General features: G+C 47.7%; 24 protein-coding genes. 15 read left to right on the top strand and 9 right to left on the bottom strand.

What is annotated here, in order from left to right:
* Nucleotides 1–81: 81 nt before the first annotated feature.
* Complete coding sequence (gene groL, locus KJS63_RS14835) at nucleotides 82–1701, top strand: chaperonin GroEL (RefSeq protein ID WP_068615214.1); 1620 nt, start codon at nucleotides 82–84, stop codon at nucleotides 1699–1701.
* 261 nt (nucleotides 1702–1962) lie between these two features.
* On the opposite strand, the gene KJS63_RS14830 is transcribed toward groL, so the two are convergent.
* Together KJS63_RS14830 and KJS63_RS14825 are read right to left on the bottom strand one after the other, a co-directional pair.
* Nucleotides 1963–2307, bottom strand: coding sequence for a hypothetical protein (locus tag KJS63_RS14830; protein ID WP_213619816.1), 345 nt, complete (start codon nucleotides 2305–2307; stop codon nucleotides 1963–1965).
* A gap of 156 nt (nucleotides 2308–2463) precedes the next feature.
* Nucleotides 2464–3333: an AraC family transcriptional regulator gene (locus KJS63_RS14825; protein ID WP_213619815.1), complete on the bottom strand. Its 870-nt coding sequence runs from the start codon at nucleotides 3331–3333 to the stop codon at nucleotides 2464–2466.
* A 301-nt stretch (nucleotides 3334–3634) separates the two neighbouring features.
* Here KJS63_RS14825 and KJS63_RS14820 point away from each other — a divergent pair, with 301 nt between their 5' ends.
* Both KJS63_RS14820 and melA read left to right on the top strand, forming a co-directional pair.
* The gene (locus KJS63_RS14820) at nucleotides 3635–3784 is read left to right on the top strand and encodes a hypothetical protein (protein WP_213619814.1); all 150 of its coding nucleotides are present in this window, start codon (nucleotides 3635–3637) and stop codon (nucleotides 3782–3784) included.
* A 148-nt stretch (nucleotides 3785–3932) separates the two neighbouring features.
* Nucleotides 3933–5234, top strand: a complete 1302-nt coding sequence (gene melA / locus KJS63_RS14815; protein WP_213619813.1) for an alpha-glucosidase/alpha-galactosidase — start codon at nucleotides 3933–3935, stop codon at nucleotides 5232–5234.
* A 363-nt stretch (nucleotides 5235–5597) separates the two neighbouring features.
* Here melA and KJS63_RS14805 read toward each other — a convergent pair whose 3' ends face one another.
* Entirely contained in the window at nucleotides 5598–6476 is an 879-nt protein-coding gene (locus KJS63_RS14805) for a cation diffusion facilitator family transporter (RefSeq protein ID WP_213619812.1), read from the bottom strand.
* Nucleotides 6477–6663: 187 nt separating this feature from the next.
* On the opposite strand from KJS63_RS14805, the gene KJS63_RS14800 reads away from it, so the two are divergent.
* The 3 genes from KJS63_RS14800 to KJS63_RS14790 all read left to right on the top strand — a co-directional run bounded on the left by KJS63_RS14800 (nucleotide 6664) and on the right by KJS63_RS14790 (nucleotide 8255).
* Nucleotides 6664–6888: a hypothetical protein gene (locus tag KJS63_RS14800; protein WP_213619811.1), complete on the top strand. Its 225-nt coding sequence runs from the start codon at nucleotides 6664–6666 to the stop codon at nucleotides 6886–6888.
* Between the two features lie 129 nt (nucleotides 6889–7017).
* A complete protein-coding gene (locus KJS63_RS14795) occupies nucleotides 7018–7692 on the top strand; it encodes a Na-translocating system protein MpsC family protein (protein WP_213619810.1) in 675 nt (224 codons plus the stop codon).
* A gap of 170 nt (nucleotides 7693–7862) precedes the next feature.
* Complete coding sequence (locus KJS63_RS14790) at nucleotides 7863–8255, top strand: response regulator (RefSeq protein ID WP_213619809.1); 393 nt, start codon at nucleotides 7863–7865, stop codon at nucleotides 8253–8255.
* 249 nt (nucleotides 8256–8504) lie between these two features.
* Here KJS63_RS14790 and KJS63_RS14785 read toward each other — a convergent pair whose 3' ends face one another.
* A complete protein-coding gene (locus tag KJS63_RS14785) occupies nucleotides 8505–10262 on the bottom strand; it encodes a glycine betaine ABC transporter substrate-binding protein (protein WP_213620071.1) in 1758 nt (585 codons plus the stop codon).
* Nucleotides 10262–11464, bottom strand: a complete 1203-nt coding sequence (locus tag KJS63_RS14780; RefSeq protein ID WP_068615236.1) for a quaternary amine ABC transporter ATP-binding protein — start codon at nucleotides 11462–11464, stop codon at nucleotides 10262–10264. Before KJS63_RS14780 ends, KJS63_RS14785 begins: the two co-directional genes overlap by 1 nt.
* A 228-nt stretch (nucleotides 11465–11692) precedes the next feature.
* Between KJS63_RS14780 and KJS63_RS14775 the strand changes: the two genes are divergently transcribed.
* Entirely contained in the window at nucleotides 11693–12259 is a 567-nt protein-coding gene (locus tag KJS63_RS14775; RefSeq protein ID WP_213619808.1) for a GbsR/MarR family transcriptional regulator, read from the top strand.
* Between the two features lie 427 nt (nucleotides 12260–12686).
* On the opposite strand, the gene pstB is transcribed toward KJS63_RS14775, so the two are convergent.
* From pstB to KJS63_RS14755, 4 genes are all read right to left on the bottom strand, one after another.
* On the bottom strand, nucleotides 12687–13442 hold the full coding sequence (pstB, locus tag KJS63_RS14770) for a phosphate ABC transporter ATP-binding protein PstB (RefSeq protein WP_213619807.1): 756 nt from the start codon (nucleotides 13440–13442) through the stop codon (nucleotides 12687–12689).
* Nucleotides 13443–13471: 29 nt separating this feature from the next.
* Nucleotides 13472–14359: a phosphate ABC transporter permease PstA gene (pstA, locus tag KJS63_RS14765; RefSeq protein WP_213619806.1), complete on the bottom strand. Its 888-nt coding sequence runs from the start codon at nucleotides 14357–14359 to the stop codon at nucleotides 13472–13474.
* On the bottom strand, nucleotides 14356–15255 hold the full coding sequence (gene pstC / locus KJS63_RS14760) for a phosphate ABC transporter permease subunit PstC (protein ID WP_068615248.1): 900 nt from the start codon (nucleotides 15253–15255) through the stop codon (nucleotides 14356–14358). Before pstC ends, pstA begins: the two co-directional genes overlap by 4 nt.
* Nucleotides 15256–15345: 90 nt before the next feature.
* Nucleotides 15346–16275 (bottom strand): phosphate ABC transporter substrate-binding protein, encoded by a 930-nt coding sequence (locus KJS63_RS14755; protein ID WP_213619805.1) that lies wholly within the window; start codon nucleotides 16273–16275, stop codon nucleotides 15346–15348.
* Nucleotides 16276–16466: 191 nt separating this feature from the next.
* Here KJS63_RS14755 and KJS63_RS14750 point away from each other — a divergent pair, with 191 nt between their 5' ends.
* The 8 genes from KJS63_RS14750 (at nucleotide 16467) to deoD (ending at nucleotide 23525) form a co-directional block, all read left to right on the top strand.
* Nucleotides 16467–17354: a LysR family transcriptional regulator gene (locus KJS63_RS14750; protein WP_213619804.1), complete on the top strand. Its 888-nt coding sequence runs from the start codon at nucleotides 16467–16469 to the stop codon at nucleotides 17352–17354.
* Nucleotides 17355–17496: 142 nt separating this feature from the next.
* Nucleotides 17497–18090 (top strand): YdeI/OmpD-associated family protein, encoded by a 594-nt coding sequence (locus KJS63_RS14745; RefSeq protein WP_213619803.1) that lies wholly within the window; start codon nucleotides 17497–17499, stop codon nucleotides 18088–18090.
* A 36-nt stretch (nucleotides 18091–18126) separates the two neighbouring features.
* Nucleotides 18127–19062, top strand: coding sequence for a DNA-binding transcriptional repressor DeoR (locus tag KJS63_RS14740; protein WP_213619802.1), 936 nt, complete (start codon nucleotides 18127–18129; stop codon nucleotides 19060–19062).
* 171 nt (nucleotides 19063–19233) lie between these two features.
* On the top strand, nucleotides 19234–19899 hold the full coding sequence (gene deoC / locus KJS63_RS14735; RefSeq protein ID WP_068615261.1) for a deoxyribose-phosphate aldolase: 666 nt from the start codon (nucleotides 19234–19236) through the stop codon (nucleotides 19897–19899).
* Between the two features lie 31 nt (nucleotides 19900–19930).
* A complete protein-coding gene (locus tag KJS63_RS14730) occupies nucleotides 19931–20329 on the top strand; it encodes a cytidine deaminase (protein WP_213619801.1) in 399 nt (132 codons plus the stop codon).
* Nucleotides 20330–20408: 79 nt separating this feature from the next.
* A complete protein-coding gene (locus tag KJS63_RS14725; RefSeq protein WP_213619800.1) occupies nucleotides 20409–21587 on the top strand; it encodes a NupC/NupG family nucleoside CNT transporter in 1179 nt (392 codons plus the stop codon).
* Nucleotides 21588–21613: 26 nt separating this feature from the next.
* Nucleotides 21614–22792 carry a phosphopentomutase gene (gene deoB, locus KJS63_RS14720; protein ID WP_213619799.1) on the top strand — a complete coding sequence of 393 codons (1179 nt, stop codon included), beginning with the start codon at nucleotides 21614–21616 and terminating at the stop codon, nucleotides 22790–22792.
* 25 nt (nucleotides 22793–22817) lie between these two features.
* Nucleotides 22818–23525 carry a purine-nucleoside phosphorylase gene (gene deoD / locus KJS63_RS14715; RefSeq protein WP_068615272.1) on the top strand — a complete coding sequence of 236 codons (708 nt, stop codon included), beginning with the start codon at nucleotides 22818–22820 and terminating at the stop codon, nucleotides 23523–23525.
* Nucleotides 23526–23568 lie beyond the last annotated feature (43 nt).

Below are 23568 nucleotides of genomic sequence, written 5' to 3'. Positions count from 1 at the left end.
AACTTGAATATACGCAGTCTAAATTGCACGATGAATACGGTATGAACCGTATTACCAATATATCAGGGAGGTTTTTGAACAATGGCAAAAGACATTAAATTCAGTGAAGACGCTCGCCGCGCTATGCTTCGCGGGGTTGACGCTTTGGCAAATGCGGTAAAAGTAACCCTCGGTCCAAAAGGACGCAACGTGGTGCTGGAGAAGAAATTCGGAAGCCCGCTCATCACGAATGACGGTGTGACGATCGCCAAGGAAATCGAACTTGAAGATGCGTTCGAGAACATGGGTGCGCAGCTTGTTAAAGAAGTAGCTACCAAGACTAATGATGTAGCCGGTGATGGTACAACTACAGCTACCGTTCTTGCTCAAGCCTTGATCCGTGAAGGTCTGAAGAACGTAACTGCTGGTGCAAGCCCAATCGGCTTGCGCAAAGGGATCGACAAAGCGGTTCGCGCAGCTGTAGAAGAGCTGCAAAAGATCTCCAAAACAATCGAAGGCAAGCAGTCCATCGCTCAAGTAGCTGCAATCTCTGCGGCTGACGAAGAAGTGGGCGAACTGATCGCTGAAGCTATGGAGAAAGTCGGCAAAGACGGTGTTATCACTGTTGAAGAATCCCGTGGATTCGCGACTGAGCTTGAAGTGGTTGAAGGTATGCAGTTCGACCGCGGATACATCTCCCCTTATATGATCACCGATACTGACAAAATGGAAGCTGTACTGGATAATCCGTACATCCTCATTACCGATAAGAAGATTAGCAGCACTCAAGAAATTCTGCCAGTGCTTGAGAAGATCGTTCAACAAGCCCGCCCGCTTGTGATCATCGCTGAAGATATCGAAGGCGAAGCTCAAGCTATGCTGATCGTGAACAAACTTCGCGGCACATTCAACGCGGTAGCGGTTAAGGCTCCTGGCTTCGGCGACCGTCGTGAAGCTATGCTGCAAGACATCGCTGCTCTGACTGGTGGTCAAGTGATCACCGAGAAGCTTGGTCTTGATCTGAAGAGCACAAGCATCGAGCAGCTGGGTAACGCTCGTCAAGTGCGCGTAACCAAAGAAGCTACAACTATCGTGGACGGAAGTGGAGACAAGAACGATATCGCGGCTCGCGTAAGCCAAATCCGTGCTCAACTCGAAGAAACCACTTCTGAGTTCGATAAAGAAAAACTGCAAGAGCGCCTGGCTAAACTGGCTGGTGGTGTAGCGGTAATCAAAGTCGGCGCAGCAACTGAAACTGAGTTGAAAGAACGCAAGCTTCGCATCGAGGATGCCCTGAACGCAACCCGCGCTGCGGTTGAAGAAGGTATCGTATCCGGTGGGGGTACAGCGCTTGTGAACGTATATAATGCGGTTTCCGCTGTTAACGTAACTGGCGACGAGAAGACAGGTGTGAACATCGTGCTTCGCGCTCTGGAAGAGCCAATCCGCACCATCGCAGCTAATGCTGGTGAAGAAGGTTCCGTAATCGTTGAGCGCCTGAAGAAAGAACAAATCGGCGTAGGTTACAACGCAGCTACTGGCGAATGGGTGAACATGATCGAAGCAGGTATCGTTGACCCTGCCAAGGTTACCCGCTCCGCACTGCAGCACGCTGCATCCGTTGCAGGCCTGTTCCTGACTACTGAAGCCGTGATCGCTGATAAGCCAGAACCAGAAAAACCAGCTATGCCTGACATGGGCGGCATGGGTGGAATGATGTAATAAAGGGTTCATAAACCCTGTAATACCAATGTTTAAAAGGCTCCCCTCGGGGAGCCTTTTAATGTTAAATCACATAAAAATCACTTTTCCTGCAAAGTGGTTTCTTGTGAGTATGTATTCTAAGAGTTGTTTCGAGATCATTATGGCCGACTCTCTTTATGATTGTTTTGAGATCAACTCCTGCCTCTGAGAGCCTACTTATACGTAATCAGGTTATAAGCTATCTTGAAGTTTGTCTTTAGAATTGTCTTTTTCTATCTTCTAGGTGGACGCATATGTAACAATCACTGCGGTTCCGAGTGGATTATCGACTATAATCTTAGTATCGTCTTTTTTCCATACCCACGACTTAAAGAGTTCTTCTTCTTGCGCACCTTCACCATATTTTTTTGTTAACTCTGATTTAATAAATTCCATAAATTCATCAATCTTCGCTGGGTTATCCGAGCTGTATGTATACATACCACCAATAAGCTTACCGGATATAAAACTGTACATTAAATCTACGTCATAGTTTCCTAACTTTGCTTTATACACAAGATACGCGTTATCTTTTTCAATATAGTTATTTTGCTTCTTAGCCTCCGCATTAATCACCTCATCCATGCTCATCCCCCATTTAATTAAATTGCAGTTTCCTAGTCCAAAGTTTGAAAAGGGGCTTGGCTGTATATTGAGCGGCTTTTAAAGTCCTGCATGTATGAGGAAGAATTACACTTAAATTTCCATTACTTTGTGATAGCCCACAGCAGTGTGTGTGGGCTATTTTACCTGTATCGTTCTCAATTGATCTCTAAATTGGGTTGGCGACTGCCCCGTACTGCTCTTGAACTGTCTTGAGAAATATAACGGGTCTTGAAAGCCGCAGGAAGCTGCCACCTGCTCCACAGTTAGACTAGTATGAAGCAGCTCCTTAGCCCTTTCCATGCGGATACGCTGGACATACTGCATAGGGGAGAGGCTGGTAATCTGTCTAAATATCTTCGTGAAATGTGTTCGGTGATACCCAAGAGAAGCGGCCAGTTGTCCAATGGATATAGGCAGCATATATTGAGAACGGAACCATTTGACGGCCTGTTCGACTACGCGTTCTGATTCTGTCAATATTCGTGCAGAGGCAGGAAGTTTATCCGCGTTCTGGCGGGCGAATTCGGCTAGGAGGATACGGAGCCAGCCGCCAGCTTCCAGATCCGTTAAAATTTCTCCCGACCGCTTTCCCAGACTTTGCTCAGCCTGTTCGTATATGTTGGCTAAATTTACAGCATCGGCACCTCCTATCACGGGGTTGGACGGCGTAATTCCGATTGTGGCAAGCAGCTCCAGCGCATTTGGTCCTTGAATAGCGATCCAGCGGTATGACCAAGGTTCAGTCTCATCGGATTGATAACTGAATAATCCCCCTGGAAAAATAACGAATGTATCTCCCTGACCGATGCGGTATGTATGCCCTTCCCATTCAAATGTGCCCCTACCCTGGTCCACGCTATGAATCAGAATATAATCATGGACAGCAGGCCCAATCTGATGAAGTGGATAAGGTCTGGCAGCACCAACAAACATTACATTCAGCTCATTCTTATAGGGATAGGGGTTAATCTCTACCCTGTACTCATAATGTTCCGGAGTCTCCATGTGTTGTCAGCCCCTATTATCAAATTAGCAAGCGTACTTGTCTCAAATTGAGCCATTCCTTCTGTCAATATCCATATGTTGATGGTAATGTTTCGGTATCTATCGTTATTTGTATTCTATAGTAAAATACATGGAAAGCGTTATCAATAAATAAAATAATTGACTCATAGACGATGTAGTCACGTTGTTTACAGTTGCTGAAATTGCTTTCAACATTAGGTTTGTCTGAATGCTCAAGCAGACGGTAATATCAGCACTCGAAAGGCCTGAATTCGTACTATTCATCAAGGAGGATGAAGAAATGTTTAAAAAGTGGTTCAACATGGTTATGGCTCTATCCGTGCTCATCATTCTTTTGGGTGTCTGCAGCTCTAGCAACAGCTCTAAGGAGCCGCCAAACCAGCTAAACTCTACGAATGTCATGAACCCATTATTGAAATATGAGGGATGAAAGACCTGGTTAGCGGCCTCTTTCAAACGACAAATGTCCATATGTTGATGGCAATGTTCCATGCCCAACGGATCATTAGTGTTTTATAGTTAAGTGCATAGAAAGCGTTATCAAGACATATTGACGTTGTTTAGGAGGCTGAAGCAGTATGGATAAAATCGTATTTTTAGGCGCAGGAAGTACAGTTTTTGCAAAAAATGTTCTTGGAGATTGCATGCTCACTCCCGCTCTGCAGGATTTCGAAATCGCTCTGTTCGATATTAATCCTGAGCGGCTCCGGGATTCGGAGACGATGCTGAACAACATTCGTACAACGTCAGGAAGCCGCTGCCGCATTAAGGCATATTCTGACCGGAAGGAAGCGCTGCGCGGGGCCAAGTATATCATTAACGCGATTCAGGTAGGCGGATATGATCCCTGCACAATCACTGATTTTGAAATCCCGAAGAAATATGGACTTCGTCAGACGATTGCCGATACTGTGGGGATAGGGGGGATCTTTCGTAATCTGCGGACGATCCCGGTGCTTGAGCAGTTTGCGGTGGATATCCGCGAGGTATGTCCGGATGCCCTCTTCCTGAATTATACGAATCCCATGGCCGTACTGACTAATTACATGAGTCGTTACGAAGGAGTGAACTCCGTCGGGTTATGCCACAGTGTTCAGGTATGTGTACCACGTCTATTTGAGATTTTAGGTATGGACACGACAGGAGTCAAGACACGCATTGCGGGGATTAATCATATGGCCTGGCTGCTGGAGGTATCCCGGGACGGTATGGATCTGTATCCGGAAATTAAGCGCAGAGCGCTGGAGAAGCAGAGGGAAGGCAAGCACGATGACATGGTAAGATTCGAACTTATGATGAAATTCGGTTATTATGTCACGGAATCCTCTGAACATAATGCGGAGTATCACCCTTATTTTATCAAGAAGAATTATCCGGAACTTATCGATAAATTCAATATTCCACTCGATGAATACCCGCGCCGTTGTGTCGAGCAGATTGAGAGCTGGACCCGGATGAGGGATGAGCTGGTTGGGAATGTGAATCTGGAGCACGAGCGGACTCACGAATATGCTTCATATATCCTGGAGGCCATCGAGACGAATGTACCTTTCAAGATTGGCGGGAATGTTCTGAACAACGGTTTGATTACGAATCTGCCACAAGAGGCCTGTGTAGAAGTACCTTGTCTTGTGGACAGAAGCGGAATATCACCTACGTATATAGGTGACCTTCCCCCTCAGCTGGCGGCGCTGAATCGTACCAATATCAACACTCAGCTTCTGACTATTGAAGCGGCCGTGACCAAACGCCGGGAACACATTTATCATGCTGCGATGCTCGATCCACATACAGCAGCAGAGTTGTCCATCGATGATATCGTAGCTCTGTGTGATGATTTGATTGAAGCCCACGGCGACTGGCTGCCGGCTTTTTACTAAGCTAACTGCCATATAACATTGATATGGACGAATGCTTGCTGTATAGCGAAGCAGTGGTCCTTCTCCGAATTATCTTATATCAGGCTGGAATGGCACCCAGTTCGCGCCAAAAGAGCATATTTCCAGGGCTGAAGTTGCAGCAATCATTGAGCAGCTGTTACAAAAATCAGATTTGATTAACTAGAGAAAAATAAAGTAGAAAGGAGGGTGTCTCAAAAGTCATTAACTGACTGAGGGGCGCCCTCTCATTTATTTGTACACAAAAAGAAACCGCTCTTTGGTAAAATGGAGGTACCACCCCTCTGTTAATGTTAAATCACATAAAAATCACACAGAAGCGAATCAGAAATAATGAATATTCTGCTACTCGCTATTTTCCTGATAAGGCTCTACATGAACATGAACATTCATAATGTTATGTTTTTTAGTCATACTCCGTTCAATTTCATCGCTAATCTGATGCCCTTCTACAAGTGACAAGTTCTCGTCAACTAGAACCACAAGATCTACAATGACTTTACTGCCGTAAAACCGCGCTTTAATATCCTTGACTGATTTTACACCTTTTGTTTTTTCAATTGTCTCGGTTAAACTCAGCAGTTTAGAACGGTCAAATCCGTCGGTTAAAGAATGAGTGGCCTCTTTAAATATTCCCCAAGCTGTTTTACAGATAATTAACCCAACAATAATAGCACCAACGGGATCAAGCCAAGGCAGCCCGAACTGTGTCCCAAAAATGCCAATTGCAGCTCCTATGCTGACAAGAGCATCAGAACGATTATCCGCTGCGGCTGACATCAGAGCCAGGCTGTTCACCTTTTTTGCCAGTTTGTGGTTATATAAATACACAAGGGCCATACAAGCGGCACTGAATAAAGCCACCCAAGCAGTTACAATATCAGGGGAGGACTCTTTTCCATGCCACAAGGATTGAATGGTTTGAATCAATACTTGTATACCTACTGCAGCCATGATAAATGAAGCGATTAGGGAGGCTACCGTTTCGGCTCGAAAATGCCCATAAGGATGATCCTCATCCGGCGGCTTTTGGGATATCCGAAGACCAACTAGTACGGCAATAGATGCAACAATGTCTGTCATGTTATTTATACCATCAGCAAAAAGTGCCTCAGAACTATATAAATAACCAACAGTGACCTTTATCCCTGATAGAGCAATGTAAGCGACAATACTTAACCATGCCCCTTTTTCCCCTTCTTTTATTTCAGAAATGTCAGTCATTTGCTTCTCCTTTGCTGCTGAGTTGTAAGTTATGATAGCAAATGGAAATCGTGTGGGTCTAGAGAAACAGATTTGCTTATGTAGCAGAAAGTTAATCCGGGTAAACCAATGCCAACATTTTGATGTTGATAAGGGAACAAATGATCGTATATAATACAAACAAATGTTCTTATTGGAGTGATCGGCTATGGAGCAGCTTGTGCGTAAATATGTTGGTGAACAAGTGGAAATAATATATATCGACAGAGCCGGATCTATTACGCAGCGCCACATTGAGGTGCATGGGATTCGATGCGGGCTGGTTCGGGCAAAATGTTTAAGGAGCGGGCAGCCGCGTGCCTTTCGGGTGGATCGTATTCTGGCTGTACAGCCTGTCCTCGGAAAGAAATCCGCAAGTGGTTTCAGCAAGTAAGCAGTTGGTTTAATTAGCAAGTAACCACCTTCTATTTGCAAGGTATAAGATGTGGTGGTTCTGTACTCGGGGAATTATATTACCTAAATTTTAGTATAAATATTTAGTATCTATAAAAGGTGTGGTAAAATGACTGTAAAAGAAAAGTCAACACTTATAGCAAGCTATACGGGCAAGCTTCTCAGGAACCGCTTCGGCAAGGGTCCTGAGTCTGTCAATGTATCTGTGGATTCCCATGGTATTGCCATACATATCCGTAACTTTATCAGTCCGGTTGAACAATTTCTGCTGGATAAGCAAGAAGAGCAGGCGCTGCGATATACCCGGGAGCTTCTGATGAAGTCTCTGCTGCCCGAATTGTCCGCTTATTTGAAGAACGAGCTGACGCTTGAGGTTCAGGAGATGTACTATGATTGGGGATTGCATAATGCGACAGGCATGATTGTGGGCTTGTTCGAACGACACACGGAAAAGTCGGAATCCTACCCAGGACAGAAGAGCGTACATGATCATGTGATCCAGGTCAGCGGCAAAGTGCAGAAGGAGCCTGTCCATATTGATTCTTGGTGGATGGGGCCAAAGACGTTGATTGTCGTCAGAGAAGGCATCCTGATTCTGATAGAGAAAGAATTAATTGATATGGGATATGAACATATTTTAAAGTCAACCAAGCGTAAGTTGGAGAAGCGGTATTTGGAGCAGAATATAGGTTTTGAGCAGGATCTAGGCAAGAAAATTTCTGACTTCTATGTGGATTGGGACTTTTCGAATGACCGGAGCGTAATTCTGTATACATTTAAATAACATACATAGGTTGTAATGGGTCAGACATGAGAATGAGCTGAACATAAGCCAAAGAAGGAGTATTCAACTCCTTTTTTGGCTTTTTTACATTTTGAGGTAAAGGTGTTCTTCCAAAAGTATATTCCATGGTAACAGCCAAGGTAGATGCTTATCTAATAAGGAGTGAGGTCATGGAATCATCGAGCTATACGATTCTATATATTGAAGATAACGAGCTTAACATGGCGTTAATGCAGCATATATTCAAAAAGATTCCGCAAGTTGATCTCATCGGCGTGCCAAATGCCGAAGAGGGAATTGAACTTGCTGTCAGTACACAGCCGGATATGATTCTGATGGATATCCAGCTGCCCGGCATAGATGGATACCAAGCTCTAAAACTCCTCAGGGAACGCCAAGAGACCAGGGATATCCCCGTTCTGGCCATAAGCTCCTATGCCCAGAAAGGGGATGTGGAGAAGGGCAAGCAGGCTGGATTCGCGCATTATATTACGAAGCCAATACAGGTGAAAGCATTTAAGGAATTAATAGAGCAGTCGCTGGCGTTAAAAAAATTATTCTAACTATATAAGTGAATTTGAGAATTGAGCCACAGGCAAGAGTGTGAAATGATTCTGGAGAAGCGAAGCGTTCGCCTTTGTGAACGGATTTCCACCTTATAAATATAATTTAAGAAATCTGAGAGCAACAGCGATCGTAAGAACATTTCACGCGGCTGCACTACTGGGAGAAAATCAACAGTTCAATTTATATAAGCACACAGAAAGCCCCCAAATCCCTTGCTGGGAATTGGGGGCTTATCGCGTTTACTTCTATTTATTCAGGTCTTCGATGGATTTAAGATCTACATAAGCAGGAACAACAAGTCCGGTGCGTACATGGGTCATGTTGGGACCGAGATCAATCAGATCCCCTTTATACTTGTTCCAGTAGTCCGCATGGGTCAGCGGCAGCCAGGCCGAAGCTGTGGCATCTACATCCCCACTGGCAACCCCGGTCCACATCGGGCCTGCTTCCACCTGAAGGGCATTAACCTTGTAGCCAAGGTCCTCCTCAAGGATGTATTTAAGCAGGTTGGTGCTTGCGATTTCAGAATCCCAAGCCACATAGCTGAGAGTGAGCTTGTGCCCATTCACCTTGTTAAGCCCCTGGGTCCATTCCTGTACCCGGTCTGAATGCTTAACGGCCCAGTTCTTGGCAGCTGATTCCGGGCTCTCGCCTTCTTGGATAGCTGCCATAATCTCTCCCATCTCGTCCGCGGTCCAACTGAACCGGTCGAGGAAAGTATAAGCGGTCAGCTCATCCTGCTTGAGCCCCTTGCGGGCAAGCGTATGAATTTCTTCCGCTTCACCGTAAGTTTTCTTCGGATCATCCAAATATTTCAAATCGTATTTCGTGAACATCCAGTGAGGAGTCCAGCCGGTTACGATAATCGGCTCCTTATTCTTGATTGCCTTATCCAGCATAGCTGTCATGGCAGTACTGGAGCCTTCAATCAGCTTCCAGTCCTTAAGATTGTAATCCTGGATCGCTTTGGCGGTAGATTTCATAATGCCTGAACCAGGATCTATCCCTATGATCTGGTTGTGGAACTGGCTGGCAACCTGTCCGCCTTGATTGGCGTCCGCCGACGTCCCGGAAGGAAGCAGCAGGTATTGAGCAATGCCTCCAACAATAATGACCAGAGCAAGGGATACGGCATAAACCAGGCGGCGGTGCGGCTGCCTTTGAGCTGCCGCTTTGCGGCGTCCTGTCTTGAACAGGTTCTGTGAGAAGCGGTCCAGCACAATGGCCAGCACGACTACAGCAAGGCCAGCCTCGAATCCTTGGCCAATCTTAAGCTGAGCTACCGCCCGGTAGACTTCCGCCCCAATGCCTTGGGCACCAATCATGGAAGCAATGACAACCATGGACAGACTGAGCATAATGGTCTGGTTAATTCCAGCCATCATCGTTGGCATCGCCAGAGGCAGGTCCACCTTGAACAGCTTCTGCCATGTTGTGGAACCAAAGGCTTCGGCAGCTTCCGTCAGTTCTGCAGATACCTGTTTAATCCCCAGATAAGTCATTCTTATGGTTGGGGGAATCGCAAAGATAACCGAAGCAATAACACCGGGCACTACACCCAGACTGAAGAAAGTAACCGCCGGAAGCAGATAGACGAAGGCCGGCATGGTCTGCATAAAGTCCAGAATCGGTGAAAGGATACGGTGCGTGGTTCTGCTGTATGCACTCCATATGCCCAGGGGAATCCCAAGAATGATCGAGATCAGCCCAGAGGTGATCACTAGACCCAGGGTATCCATAGTTTGGGTCCAGTATCCTAAGTTATCAATCAGCAGGAAGCCGATCACGGTAAACAGCGTAAGCGGAACCTTGCCGATGGCATAAGCAAGAATACCAAGGATAACGATGAATAGCAGAGGATGCGGCAGCAGGAATATGCCCGAAAAGAATGCAACCACATGCTGAATCACAGTGGAGATGGCGTCAAACAGGCCTCCTAGGTGATTCCCCATCCAGCTGACCAGAGCTTCGATCCAATCCGCAAGAGGAATTTTCGGCATCATCATTCCTCACCTCCCAAGCTTTTGGTATCTCCGGCGAGTGCTCCTAGTACGGCTCCCCGTACAATGACTCCGAGCAAGCGTCGGTTCTCATCAACGACAGCAAGCGGCACCTTTGAGGAACTGGTGACCTCGAACAAGTCGCCAAGCAGGGTATCCGGGCTGACTTCCGGTCCATCCTTGATCAGTATCTCAGATAACCCGGTTCCGGATTTCATGGCAGAAGAGGCATCCTCCGCTGTAATAACACCGAGCAGCCGTTTAGCCCGGTCAATGACAAACAGGTTGGAGATCCCTCTCTCCCGCATAAGCTGTAATGCAACCCGCGGCCCTCTGTCTAGAGTTACGGTTTCAGGACGTATCATGACATGTGCAGCCGTTAGTACCTTGGACAGGTCCACGTCTTCAATAAACCGTTCAACGTAACGGTTAGCAGGCTGCGTAAGCATCTCCTCCGGAGTTCCCAGCTGCACAAGAGCCCCATCCTTCATAAGAGCGATACGGTCTCCGATGCGCAGCGCCTCATCCAGATCGTGTGTGATGAACACGATCGTTTTTTTCATTTTCTCCTGCAGCTCCAGAAGCTCATCCTGCATATCCCGGCGGATCAGAGGATCCAGTGCGCTGAATGCCTCATCCATGAGCAGAATTTCGGGATCGTTCGCAAGCGCCCGGGCTAGCCCCACCCGTTGCTGCATGCCTCCACTAAGCTCATCGGGCATCTTGGCCCCCCAACCCTTCAGGCCGACCAGTTCAAGCGCATGCTCCGCTTTAACCCGGCGCTGCTCTTTGTCAACCTGTTGGATCTCCATTCCGTATTCCACATTTTGAAGCACAGTCCGGTGTGGAAACAGCGCAAATTTCTGAAACACCATGCTGATCTGTTTACGCCGCACCTCTCGGAGCTGGGCTTTGTTCATTTTGCGCAGATCCTTGCCATGGATCAGAATTTCACCGGACGAAGGCTCAATCAGACGATTCAACATCCGAACCAAAGTGGATTTGCCGCTGCCGGACAGTCCCATAATGACAAAAATTTCGCCTTGGCGAATATCCAGGCTAACCCGGTTAACACCCACGGTTATTTGTTTCTCGCGGGCCAGTTGTTCTTTGGTATGCCCTTTCTCTAATAGCTGAATGCCTTGCTGGGCATTTGGGCCGAACAATTTGCTGACATTCCGCACCTCAAGAATTGTATTTTCCAAAAAAACTCACCCCTCTTGTTCTGTAGGTCTTAGTCTAACAATAATATGACATTCTAATCAACCCTTAAATCTGTACGTACGGAACGTACAGAAAAAACTGTACAAAACAAATGTCGGAAATCCTCCATAATGCTCCCACATGCTCCCTTGCCTGTTTCTTTACATTTAGAAGCGCTTTTTCTAAGATGGATACATAAGAGGACAAAGGTTAAATAGGAGGCTGCAAGCATGGGCTTGGACCAGCTTAGTGAACAAGAACAATCCGAGTTGATGAGAGTTCGTAAACGTGTAATTGAAGCGATAGGAAGAAATATGGACTTATACGGGGTTACCTTATCGACCGGTCATTTATACGGCCTGCTGTTTTTTGCGGACAAGCCGATGACACTCGATGAGATGGGCCATGAGATGAAGATGAGCAAGACCAGTATGAGCACGGGGGTGCGAACGCTGCTGGACCTGAAGATGGTGAACAAGGTCTGGGAGAAGGGTTCACGTAAAGACCTGTATGAGGTCGAATATGACTGGTATCAGACCTTCAATGACTTCTTTGCTATCAAATGGCGTAAAGCGGTCGAGACAAATTTAAATATTCTCAAGCGTTCCATTGACGAGCTGGGAAAATGGATTTCCCGGACAGAGGATGAGAATGTGAAGAAGATTCTCCTGGAGGACCAGCGCAAGATGAGGGAGGCCACCGAGTATTATATGTGGCTGGATCGCCTGATCGATACGCTGGAGAGCGGAGAGATCTATAACCTGGTTCCCAAACACGAGGGCCATGAGAAAGCCTAGGCGGGATACCGCTTAGGCTTTTTTATATAAAATGAACTTTAGAATTAACCGATCTCAGCTTCGATCCCGAGTGATTCTGAAAAAGTGGAGCGTCCGCCTTTGTCTCCGAAATGCCCCTACTTGGATATTTAATTCAAGCATTTCGGAGACAACAGCGGCCTTAAAGAACACTCGGCATCGCAGCGCCTCAATAGGGTAAACTTCATTAGTTCATTTTATATAGCGTATAAATATTGTTGCGAGGTGGCAGAATGATCTACTGTTTGCCATGTATCATAAAAAAAGTTGAATAAGCTGCATTAAAGACATGTAGGTAAGAGAGTGAGTAACAACAAAGAAGCAGGCTCCGTATGAAACGGGCCTGCTTCCTCCAGATATGCTAAAGTCGAGCTTGATTGGCTAAGTGCTCGAGGTTGAATCTTCCGGCTTAACCAAACCGTCCCGAAATATATTCCTGGGTATTCGGTTTGGCAGGGTTCGTAAAGATAATGCTGGTCTCGTTATACTCCACTAAGCTGCCAAGGTAGAAGTAGGCGGTGAAGTCGGACACCCGTGCAGCCTGCTGCATGTTATGGGTTACGATTACGATGGTGAGTGATTTCTTAAGCTCCTCAATGGTCTCTTCAATCTTTGCGGTTGAGATCGGATCAAGTGCGGAGGCAGGCTCATCCAGCAGCAGAATGGACGGATTAACCGAGAGGGCGCGTGCGATGCACAATCTCTGCTGCTGACCCCCGGAGAGCGCGAGCGCAGAGGTGTTCAGACGGTCTTTGACCTCGTCCCACAGCGCGGCTTTACGCAGACTGTCCTCTACAATGCGATCCAGTTCTTTTTTATTCTTAATCCCGTGATATTTGGGGCCAAATGCGATATTCTCATAAATTGACTTATAAAAAGGGTTGGGCCGCTGCCAGACCATTCCGATCTTCTGGCGGAGCACCGTTACATCGGTATCGGCGGAGTTAATATCCTTATCCCCGATCCAGATGCTGCCTGTCTGCCGGGAGCCGGGAATTTCATCGTTCATCCGGTTGAGGGAACGAAGATAGGTCGACTTCCCGCAGCCGGATGGACCGATCAGCGCCGTCACGCTTCGCTCGGCAAAGATCATATCAATGCCTTTTACAGCCTCATGTTCGCCGTAATAGACTTTAAGATTTTCAGTTCGTAAGGTGTCCGTCATGAGCCGTCTCCTCTTCCCATTACTTAAAATTATTTAATCGAAGTGAATTTGCGGTACAGGGCTCTTCCAAGCCAGCGGGCCAGCAGGTTGAACACCAAGACCATGATAACTAGAACGGCGGAAGCTCCCGCCGCAATCTGTACTGCATCCGGGGCAAGGCCTTCGCTGTTTACTTTCCAAATATGAACGGCCAGCGTCTCGGCCGGACGGAACGGATTCAGTGGCGATGCCGCATGCAGCGGATTCCAGTCACTGAAATTGATGTGTGGTGTGGTCATGCCTGCGGTAAAGAGCAGGGCCGCTGCCTCACCGAATACACGTCCTGCAGCCAGGATCGTTCCTGTCACAATAATAGGCAGGGCGACCGGGAACAGGATGGACGTAATGATTTTCCATTTGGACAAGCCCATGGCGAGTCCGGCTTCTTTTTGTTCCTTAGGAACACTGCGGAAGGCTTGCTCGGTTACGCGCACCATCAGCGGCATATTAAAGATGGTCAGCACGATGGCCCCGGAGAACAGGGAGAACCCGAAGTCGAACTGCTGTACCACAACGAGGAGGCCAAACAGCCCCACAACGATGGACGGGAAGGAAGACAGAACTTCCACTATGAGCCGGATGGCGTCAGTTAGACGGTTCGGCTTGGCATACTCTGCCATGTAGATCCCAGCCCCAAGTCCAAGTGGAATCGTGATAATCATGGTCAGGATAAGCAAATATAAGGAATTGAAGAGCTGCGGTCCAATACCGCCGCCTTCACGGATAGTCTGTGGTTCTGAAGTCAGGAAGTGCCAGTCAATATGGCTTAGGCCCCTGAACAGGATGAAGCCCAGCATGCCCAGAAGTACGGCAACAATCAGCAGGGCGAAGAAAACAATTATACCGGTTGCGAGCTTATCGGCGGCTTTCGGTTTCAAAGTTTATGTCTCCTTTCGAGAAGCCTTACGACAAAGACAAAGACGAAGGTCATCAGCATAAGAATCATAGCCATACTCCATAGGGCGTTGTTTTGAACCGAGCCCATTACGGTGTTGCTCATATTTAGAGTAATTACACTGGTCAGCGTAGAAGCTGACTCGAACAGGGAAGTCGGGATATGTGGTGCGTTCCCGATAACCATTTGTACAGCCAATGCTTCACCGAATGCCCGGGCCATACCGAGCACCACCCCTGTAAGAACAGACGGAAGCACGGTTGGCAGAATAACGCCGTAAATCGTCTGCCAGCGGGTGGCCCCCAGACCGTAGGAAGCTTCTTTTAAATTCCGGGGCAGCGCGCTAAGCGCATCTGTGGCAATACTGGTGATGGTAGGCAGAATCATAATGGACAACACGATGGCTCCGGCAGCAACGCCAATCCCCTGCCCGGGAAAGGTTGACCGCAGGAACGGAACGAGAATACTCAGGCCGATGAAGCCGTAGACAACGGATGGGATACCAGCCAGCAGCTCAACTACGGGCTGAAGCACCTTTTTCCCCCAGTTTGGAACAATCTCAGTCATGAACAGTGCGGCACATACGCTCAGGGGGCTTGCGATCAGCGCAGCGAGAAGCGATGTCAGAAAGGAGCCATAAATAAATGGCAGTGCACCGAATTTGTTATCATCAGGGCTCCAAGTGCTTCCGAAAAGGAACTCAGACAAGCTTACATGATCAATGGCAAAGGTTGAGATGCCTTTAGTGGCCACAAAATACACAATGGAGATAATAATAACAATGAGGAAGAGCACACATATGGTTGTATATCCCCGTCCAATCCATTCCTCTGTCCGGTGCTTGCGCAGGAGAAGGGGGGTATCCTGATTAGATTTCATTATGTCCTTCTATCCTTTCTAAAGAGAAAATAGAGGCAGAAGTGTAATCTTCCGCCTCTTGGTCTAATGGCCCTTGCTGCCGTGGTGAAATTACTTCGTTACGTTGCCTGCTTCGTCACGTTTTACCTGCATTTTGTTTGCAGGGATGTAACCGAGTTCCACAACGTCGCCGTTCTGAACTTCGTCAGTCATGAAGTAATCGAGGAACGCCTTGGTAGTGGCATCCGGTTCACCTTTGGTGTACATGTGCTCATAAGCCCATACCGGATATTTACCGGACACGACATTATCTACAGTTGCATCTACACCTTCATATTGAACAGCCTTCACTTTATCATCCAGATAAGACAGGGCAAGGTATCCGATTGCACCAGGAGTTTCGGTTACAAGCTTCTTCACGGTTCCTGAGGAATCTTCTTGAATGGAGCCCTTCAAATCTTCAGTCTTGGTTCCAAGTGCAAACTTCTCAAAGGTTGCGCGGGTTCCGGAGCTGCTTGGACGGTTAACAATTACAATTGCTTGATCTTTACCGCCCACGTCTTTCCAGTTGGTGATTTTACCTGTGAAAATATCCACCAGCTGCTGCTTTGTCAAATTTGTTACGCCTACTTCAGGATTGGTAACTGCCGCGATAGCAACTACGGCTACTTGGTGGTCTACCAATTCCTTGGCAGCCGCTTCGTCTTTCATTTTCTCGGAAGCAAATACGTCGGAGTTCCCGATTTGAACTTGTCCGCCGGACACTTGAGTCAGACCGGTACCACTGCCTCCGCCTTGAACTTGTATGGAAACGCCAGTGTTCTTATCCATGAACTTCTTACCCACTTGTTCAACGAGCGGCTGCAGGGCTGTGGAGCCTGATGCTAGAATGGAACCGCTGAGAGCTGTGGTTTCGGAGGTTGGTTTATTCGTAGTATCCGTAGTCGAGCTTCCACTGCTGTTGTCTTTGTTGCCACAAGCGGCCAGAGATACGGCAAAAGCCAGCGTGAGGGTCAAAAGGAACGACTTCTTCAATTTCATGTTTTGTATTCTCCCCTAGTGAATTAATTTTGGTCGAAATTTGTTCCCGACAAGTAAAATTATAGGACCCAACTATCATTCCAAATTCATAACTTTGTAAAGTTAAAAATAAAAAATGAAATAAAAAACTGATGTATCCATAGATTTTATTTAAATAACTGGCTATTATGAGGAGGTAAGGGAGGCATTGTATGAACATTGTAAAGCTGAAAATTGTCGTTCTTATTGACAAATATAAAAAAATCTCCGATGTGGCGAGGGAGCTTGAGCTCAAGCAGCCCACCGTCACTTTCCATATGAAGAGCCTTGAGGAGGAACTCGGTACGGTCCTATTCGACTCCCGGCGTGGACGTGTCATCCTGACCGAAGCGGGGAGGGCGCTGCTCTATTATGCCCAGAGGATTACCTCATTAACAGATGAAGCGATGAATATCGTAGCTGACTTCGACTCGCTTGAGAGAGGAACGCTGCACATCGGGGCGGGCCTGCTTCCGGGCAACTCCTATCTTCCCGCGTTGGCGGGGAGATTCATGCGTAAATTCCCCGGCATCCACCTGGATATCCGGGTTAGAGCTGACGCGGAGATCATGAAGCTGCTGCAGCGGGCGGAAATTGATCTAGCCGTAATGCATACGGACGGTTCCTTAGAGGAGGAGCATCTGGAATGTGAGCCGCTGGGCCGCGATGAGATGGTACTGATCTATCCCGACGAGCATTCTTTCTCGGCGCTCAAAAAAATTGAGGTTAACCAGATCGCCCAGGAAAGGTTCATTCAGCATGCCAAGGGCTCCTATATCAAGGATTTCTCTGAACGATGGGCTTCTGCGAACCAGGTTAACCTGTGGAACTCGGCAAGCCTGGATTCGCCGGAGGCGGTGAAGCTTGCTGTGCAGGCAAAGGCCGGGATTTCCTTCTATACCCGGAGGGGGCTGCTGCTCCCCTCCGCTCCGGAAGGAATCCGGACCGCCCCGCTCCCCGGCAATGCCATCCGTGAGCCTGAGATCACACTGGTCTACCGCAAAGACAGGCCGGTAACGGCTGCGGGCCGGGAGTTTGCGGCTTTTCTCAGAGCTTTGTAAAACCGGTGTAATCCCAATAGGTCAAGTTATATAGTTAATATTTATTCCTTAATAGAAAAGAACGCTAGTGGTATACTTGGAAAAAAGCTATCCAAACCGATAGCTGTCAGCTGATTGAAAATTGAAGAGGGGCATTCCTTAAATGACAAATAGCAGAACGAATCCTAAGGTTGATGAGTTTATAAGTAAATCTAAGAAGTGGAAAGAAGCTTATGAGAAGTTAAGACAAATTGTTCTTGACTGTGAGCTGACCGAGGAATTCAAGTGGATGCACCCTTGTTACACGCTAGAGAATAAGAACATAGTAATCATTCATGGATTTAAAGAATATTGTGCCCTCCTGTTCCACAAAGGCGTCCTGTTAAAGGACCCGGAGGGAATTCTGATCCAGCAAACGGAGAATGTGCAGGCGGGACGCCAAATCCGGTTCACGAATGTTCAGGAAATCAATGAAATGGAAGCTACCTTGAAAGCCTATATTAATGAAGCCATTGAAGTTGAGAAATCCGGGCTGGAGGTAGAGTTTAAAAAGAACTCGGAGTATCCCATCCCGGAAGAGTTTCAAAATAAACTCGATGAAATCCCTGCCCTGAAAACGGCCTTTGAAGCGCTGACTCCGGGACGGCAGAGAGCCTACCTGCTTTATTTTGCTGGGCCGAAGCAGTCCAAAACCCGGGAATCGAGGGTTGAAAAATATATGCCACTTATTTTAGAGGGAAAAGGACTCAATGATTAACAATATCAATCTCATTTATGAAATGGAGGGAGACCCATGGAAGATGAGAAGCAAAGGCTGAGTATTGAGGCCGCCAGGCTTTATTATCTATCTGATTACAGTCAGCAGGATATCGCAACAAGGCTTGGCGTCTCCCGCCCTACGATATCGAGGCTGCTGCAGCATGCCAAGGATCAGGGGTATGTGCGCATTGATATCATCGATCCTCTGGAGGATTTGGATACGCTTGGGGACAGCCTGAAGGCCAAGTATAATCTGGATCATGTGCTTGTAAGTTACTCGCCGCTTAATGAGTATCAGGAGATTCAGAAGCACATCAGCAAGCGTGCGGCTGAATATCTGCATGACATCGTTCAGGATACGGATATCATTGGCGTAACCTGGGGAACAACCATGTACGCAGTCGCACAGAACCTTGAGCCGAAGCATGTTAAGGGAGTGGAGGTTGTCCAGCTGAAAGGCGGAGTGAGCCATTCCCACGTCAACACATACGCGGTGGAGACCGTGAATTTGTTCGCTGAAGCCTATCAGACCGCTGCCCGTTATCTTCCGCTCCCGGTCATCTTTGACAATATTGCAGTGAAGCAGATGGTCGAGCAGGATCGGCATATCCAGAGGATTATCGAGCTCGGCAGGCAGGCGAACATCGCCATATTTACCGTTGGAACGGTGAAGAGTGATGCGCTGCTGTTCCGTCTGGGTTATTTCAGCAAGGAGGAGCAGCACCTGCTGGAATCAACCGGCGTGGGGGATATCTGCTCCAGATTTTTTGATACAGAAGGAAATATTATCAGTGAAGAGATTAACCAGCGCACGGTGGGCATTGATCTTCCAGACCTAAGAAACAAGGAGAAGTCGATCCTTGTGGCTGGAGGCCACCGCAAGATTGAAGCGATCCGGGCAGCCCTTATTGGGGGGTATGCAAATATTTTGGTTACGGATCAATTCACGGCCCAGTCTTTGTTATTATGATGAATCTGCCGCCTGCTGCGGCAGATTTTTTTGTATCTTTTGGGTGAATACTAGGATATAGATCACACTTGAACATAATTTCATAATAACGTTTACATTTGTTCAATGGCGTGGTAAGATAGCTATGAATCAAGCTAATGTCTAGACAACTTTCTCTGAGGAGTGAACAATATGAATGTTGCAGCATTAATCGATCATACTCTGCTTCGTGCGGATGCAACGAAGAGTGAGATTACTAAGCTTACAGAAGAAGCAAAGAAATATGAGTTTGTCTCGGTATGTGTGAATCCAACTTGGGTTGCTTACTGCGCCGAGCAGCTTGCAGGCACTCCGGTCAAGGTATGTACAGTTATCGGTTTTCCGTTAGGGGCTAACACACCTGAAGTCAAAGCCTTTGAAGCTTCCAACGCGATTCAGAACGGAGCCGGAGAAGTGGATATGGTCATCAACATCGGTGCTCTGAAGGACCGCAACGATGAGCTTGTGGAACGGGACATCAGAGCTGTGGTCGATGCTGCAGCAGGCAAAGCACTGGTTAAGGTTATTATTGAGACCAGCCTTCTGACAGATGAAGAGAAGGTTCGTGCATGTGAGCTGGCGGTTAAAGCCGGAGCGGACTTTGTGAAGACTTCGACTGGCTTCTCGACAGGCGGAGCGACTCCAGAAGATGTGGCTTTAATGCGCCGCACGGTAGGAGATGCGGTTGGGGTTAAGGCATCCGGCGGCGTACGCAGCCTTGAAGATATGACCAAGATGGTGGAAGCCGGCGCTAACCGGATCGGAGCCAGCTCGGGTGTGAAGATCATGGAAGGCGGACAGTCTACATCTTCTTATTAAGATAGGCCTATCCAAGAAGGAGGAGTTATCCATGAAAGACCAGTTGATTCATGAAGCGATTGAAGCACGGAAGACGGCCTATGTGCCTTATTCGAAATTTCAAGTCGGAGCCGCGGTATTGACGGACGGAAAGGTGTACCGTGGGTGCAACATCGAGAATGCTTCGTTCGGTCTGACCAACTGTGCTGAACGCACGGCGATCTTCAAGGCAGTATCTGAAGGTCATAAAAGAATCGAAGCCATTGCAGTCGTTGCGGACACTGAGGGTCCGGTATCCCCGTGTGGGGCTTGCCGTCAGGTACTGGCTGAATTTTGCGATCAAGATACGAAGATTTATTTGACTAACCTTCATGGTGACACGGAAGAGTGGACGATGGAACGCCTCCTTCCTGGAGCCTTTCAGGCTGAGGATATGGATAAGAAGAATTAATCCTGCGGGATTTTTTCTTTTTTCAACACGCTGTAAGCGCTTAATGAAAATACGAAATTGAGTTAGGAGAAAAGACTACATGAAATACTTAATTGCGTTAATTGGGATTGTGGTGGTATTTCTGCTTACCTATCTCGCAAGCAATGACAAGCGCAAGATTCGCTACAGGCCGTTAGTTATCATGATTGTCCTGCAGGCGGTGCTTGCTTTTATCCTGCTGAATACGGGTGTAGGGGAATTCCTAATCGGAGGTTTTGCTTCGGTATTTGATAATCTGCTCAGTTATGCTTCTGAAGGGGTTAACTTTGTATTTGGCGGTCTGGCAAATGAAGGACAGGCTCCATTCTTCCTGTCCGTGCTGCTGCCCATCATCTTCATTTCGGCGTTGATCGGAATTTTGCAGTACACGAGAGTTCTTCCTTTTGTCATTAAATACATTGGACTTATATTGAGTAAAGTAAATGGAATGGGTAAACTGGAATCCTACAACGCTGTAGCTTCGGCGATTTTAGGACAATCCGAGGTATTTATTTCCGTGAAAAAGCAAATCGGCATGCTGCCGAAGCACCGTCTCTACACGCTGTGTGCTTCTGCCATGTCTACGGTCTCCATGTCAATCGTGGGTGCGTATATGACCATGATTAATCCCAAGTATGTGGTGACCGCCCTGGTGCTCAACCTCTTCGGTGGATTCATCATTGCTTCTATTCTGAACCCTTATGAGGTGTCCAAGGATGAGGATATTCTGGAGGTGCAGGAGGAAGAGAAGCAGTCGTTCTTTGAAATGCTCGGAGAGTACATTATGGACGGCTTCAAGGTTGCAACGACCGTTGCAGCCATGCTGATTGGTTTCGTAGCCCTGATTGCGCTGGTTAATGGGATTTTCAACGGAATCTTTGGGGTTTCGTTCCAAGAGCTGCTGGGTTATGTATTCGCTCCGTTTGCCTTTGTAATGGGAGTTCCATGGAAGGAAGCGGTAGAGGCTGGAAGCATCATGGCAACGAAGATGGTGTCCAACGAGTTCGTGGCCATGCTGGATCTTGGCAAGCATACGGCGCTTTCCGCACATACCGTCGGAATTGTATCCGTATTCCTGGTATCTTTTGCGAACTTCTCCTCTATCGGAATTATCGCAGGTGCGGTAAAAGGGCTGCATGAGAAGCAGGGGAATGTGGTAGCACGATTTGGTCTTAAATTGTTATACGGAGCTACTATGGTAAGTGTGCTGTCGGCTACAGTTGCAGGGTTGTTTATCTAAGACACAAGGTAAGGGAGATGCTGAACATGGCAGATTTTAAAAGAATTCATGTAGTCGTGATGGACTCTGTTGGGATTGGCGAAGCGCCGGATGCCGCCCAGTTCGATGATTTCGATGTGGACACATTCGGTCATATCGCCGAGGCAACCGGAGGGCTTAACATGCCGAACATGGCTAAGCTGGGTCTGTCCAACATCAAGGAGGTCAAGGGAGTTCAGAAGGCGGACAAGCCGATGGCTTATTACACCAAGATGCAGGAAGCTTCCAAAGGCAAAGATACTATGACAGGACACTGGGAGATCATGGGCCTCTACATTGACACCCCGTTCCGTGTATTTGAGAACGGTTTTCCGGATGAGCTGATTCAGCGCATCGAAGAGAAGACGGGCCGCAAGGTAATCGGCAACAAGCCGGCCAGCGGAACCGAGATCATCGCAGAACTCGGGGAAGAGCATGTGAAGACGGGCGCCCTGATCGTATATACTTCCGCGGATTCCGTTCTGCAGATTGCCGCTCACGAAGACATTGTGCCTCTGAAGGAACTGTATGAAATTTGCGAATTCTGCCGTGAGATTACGCTGGATGATCCATATATGCTTGGACGTATTATCGCACGGCCGTTCGTGGGCGAACCAGGTAAATTCACCCGGACTGCGAACCGTCATGACTACGCGCTTAAGCCGTTTGGCCGGACTACGATGAATGAGCTTAAGGATGCGGGGCTGGATGTGATCGCACTTGGCAAAATCTCGGATATTTATGACGGCGAAGGGGTAACCAAATCAATCCGTACTGTGTCCAATATGGACGGTATGGACAAACTCGTTCAGGTGCTGGACGAGAAGTTCACCGGGATCAGCTTCCTGAACCTCGTTGACTTCGATGCCCTGTTCGGACACCGCCGTGATCCGGAAGGCTATGCCAAAGCTCTGGAAGAGTACGATGCGCGTCTGCCTGAGGTTTTTGCCAAGCTGACGGATGAGGACCTGCTGATTATTACAGCCGACCACGGGAACGACCCGACTTACCGTGGGACAGACCATACCCGTGAATATGTGCCGCTCTTGGTCTACTCGCCGAAATTTGCTGAAGGCAAGGAACTGCCGCTTCGTAAGACGTTTGCCGATATCGGTGCAACGGTTGCGGAGAACTTCGGGGTGAAGATGCCAGAGTACGGAACGAGCTTCCTGACGGATTTGAAATAATTATAAATAATGGGAGGATTCACACATGAGCGTTCATATTAATGCAAAAAAAGGCGATATCGCCGAGACGATTCTATTGCCAGGTGACCCGCTCCGGGCCAAATATATTGCAGAGACTTACCTTGAAGACGCAACTTGTTACAACCAGGTACGGGGAATGCTTGGATTTACCGGTACGTACAAAGGAAAAAGAATATCGGTACAGGGTTCTGGAATGGGCGTTCCGTCCATCAGTATCTATGTGAATGAGCTAATCAGTGAATATGGTGTGAAGAACCTGATCCGCGTGGGAACCTGCGGAGCAATGCAGCAGAACATCCGCGTGCGTGATGTCATTCTTGCGCAAGCATCTTCTACGGACTCCAGCATGAACCGCAACTTGTTCGGCGGATATGATTTTGCTCCTGTGGCAAGTTTCCCGCTGCTTAAAGCAGCTTATGATCGTGCGGTGGAGAAAGGATTGAAGCTGCATGTCGGCAATATTTTCAGCTCGGATATCTTCTATCGTGATGACAAATCCATCACCCAGAAGCTGATGGATTACGGGGTTCTGGCGGTTGAGATGGAGACGACAGCCCTCTACACCCTGGCTGCGAAGTTCGGTGTTAACGCACTGACCATTCTGACTGTGAGCGACCATCTTCTTACAGGGGAAGAAACTACAGCGGAAGAGCGTCAGACCACATTTAACGAAATGTTAGAGGTTGCTTTGGATACAGCGATTACTTTGTAAGTATATATAGTGAACTTTAGAATAAACCGATCTTAGTGGAGAG

It is taken from the genome of Paenibacillus sp. J22TS3, assembly GCF_018403205.1.
GTDB classification, from domain to species: Bacteria; Bacillota; Bacilli; order Paenibacillales; family Paenibacillaceae; genus Fontibacillus; species Fontibacillus tuaregi.
Note: the sequence above shows the minus strand (reverse complement) of the source record. Positions and strands in the feature narration are given on the sequence as shown.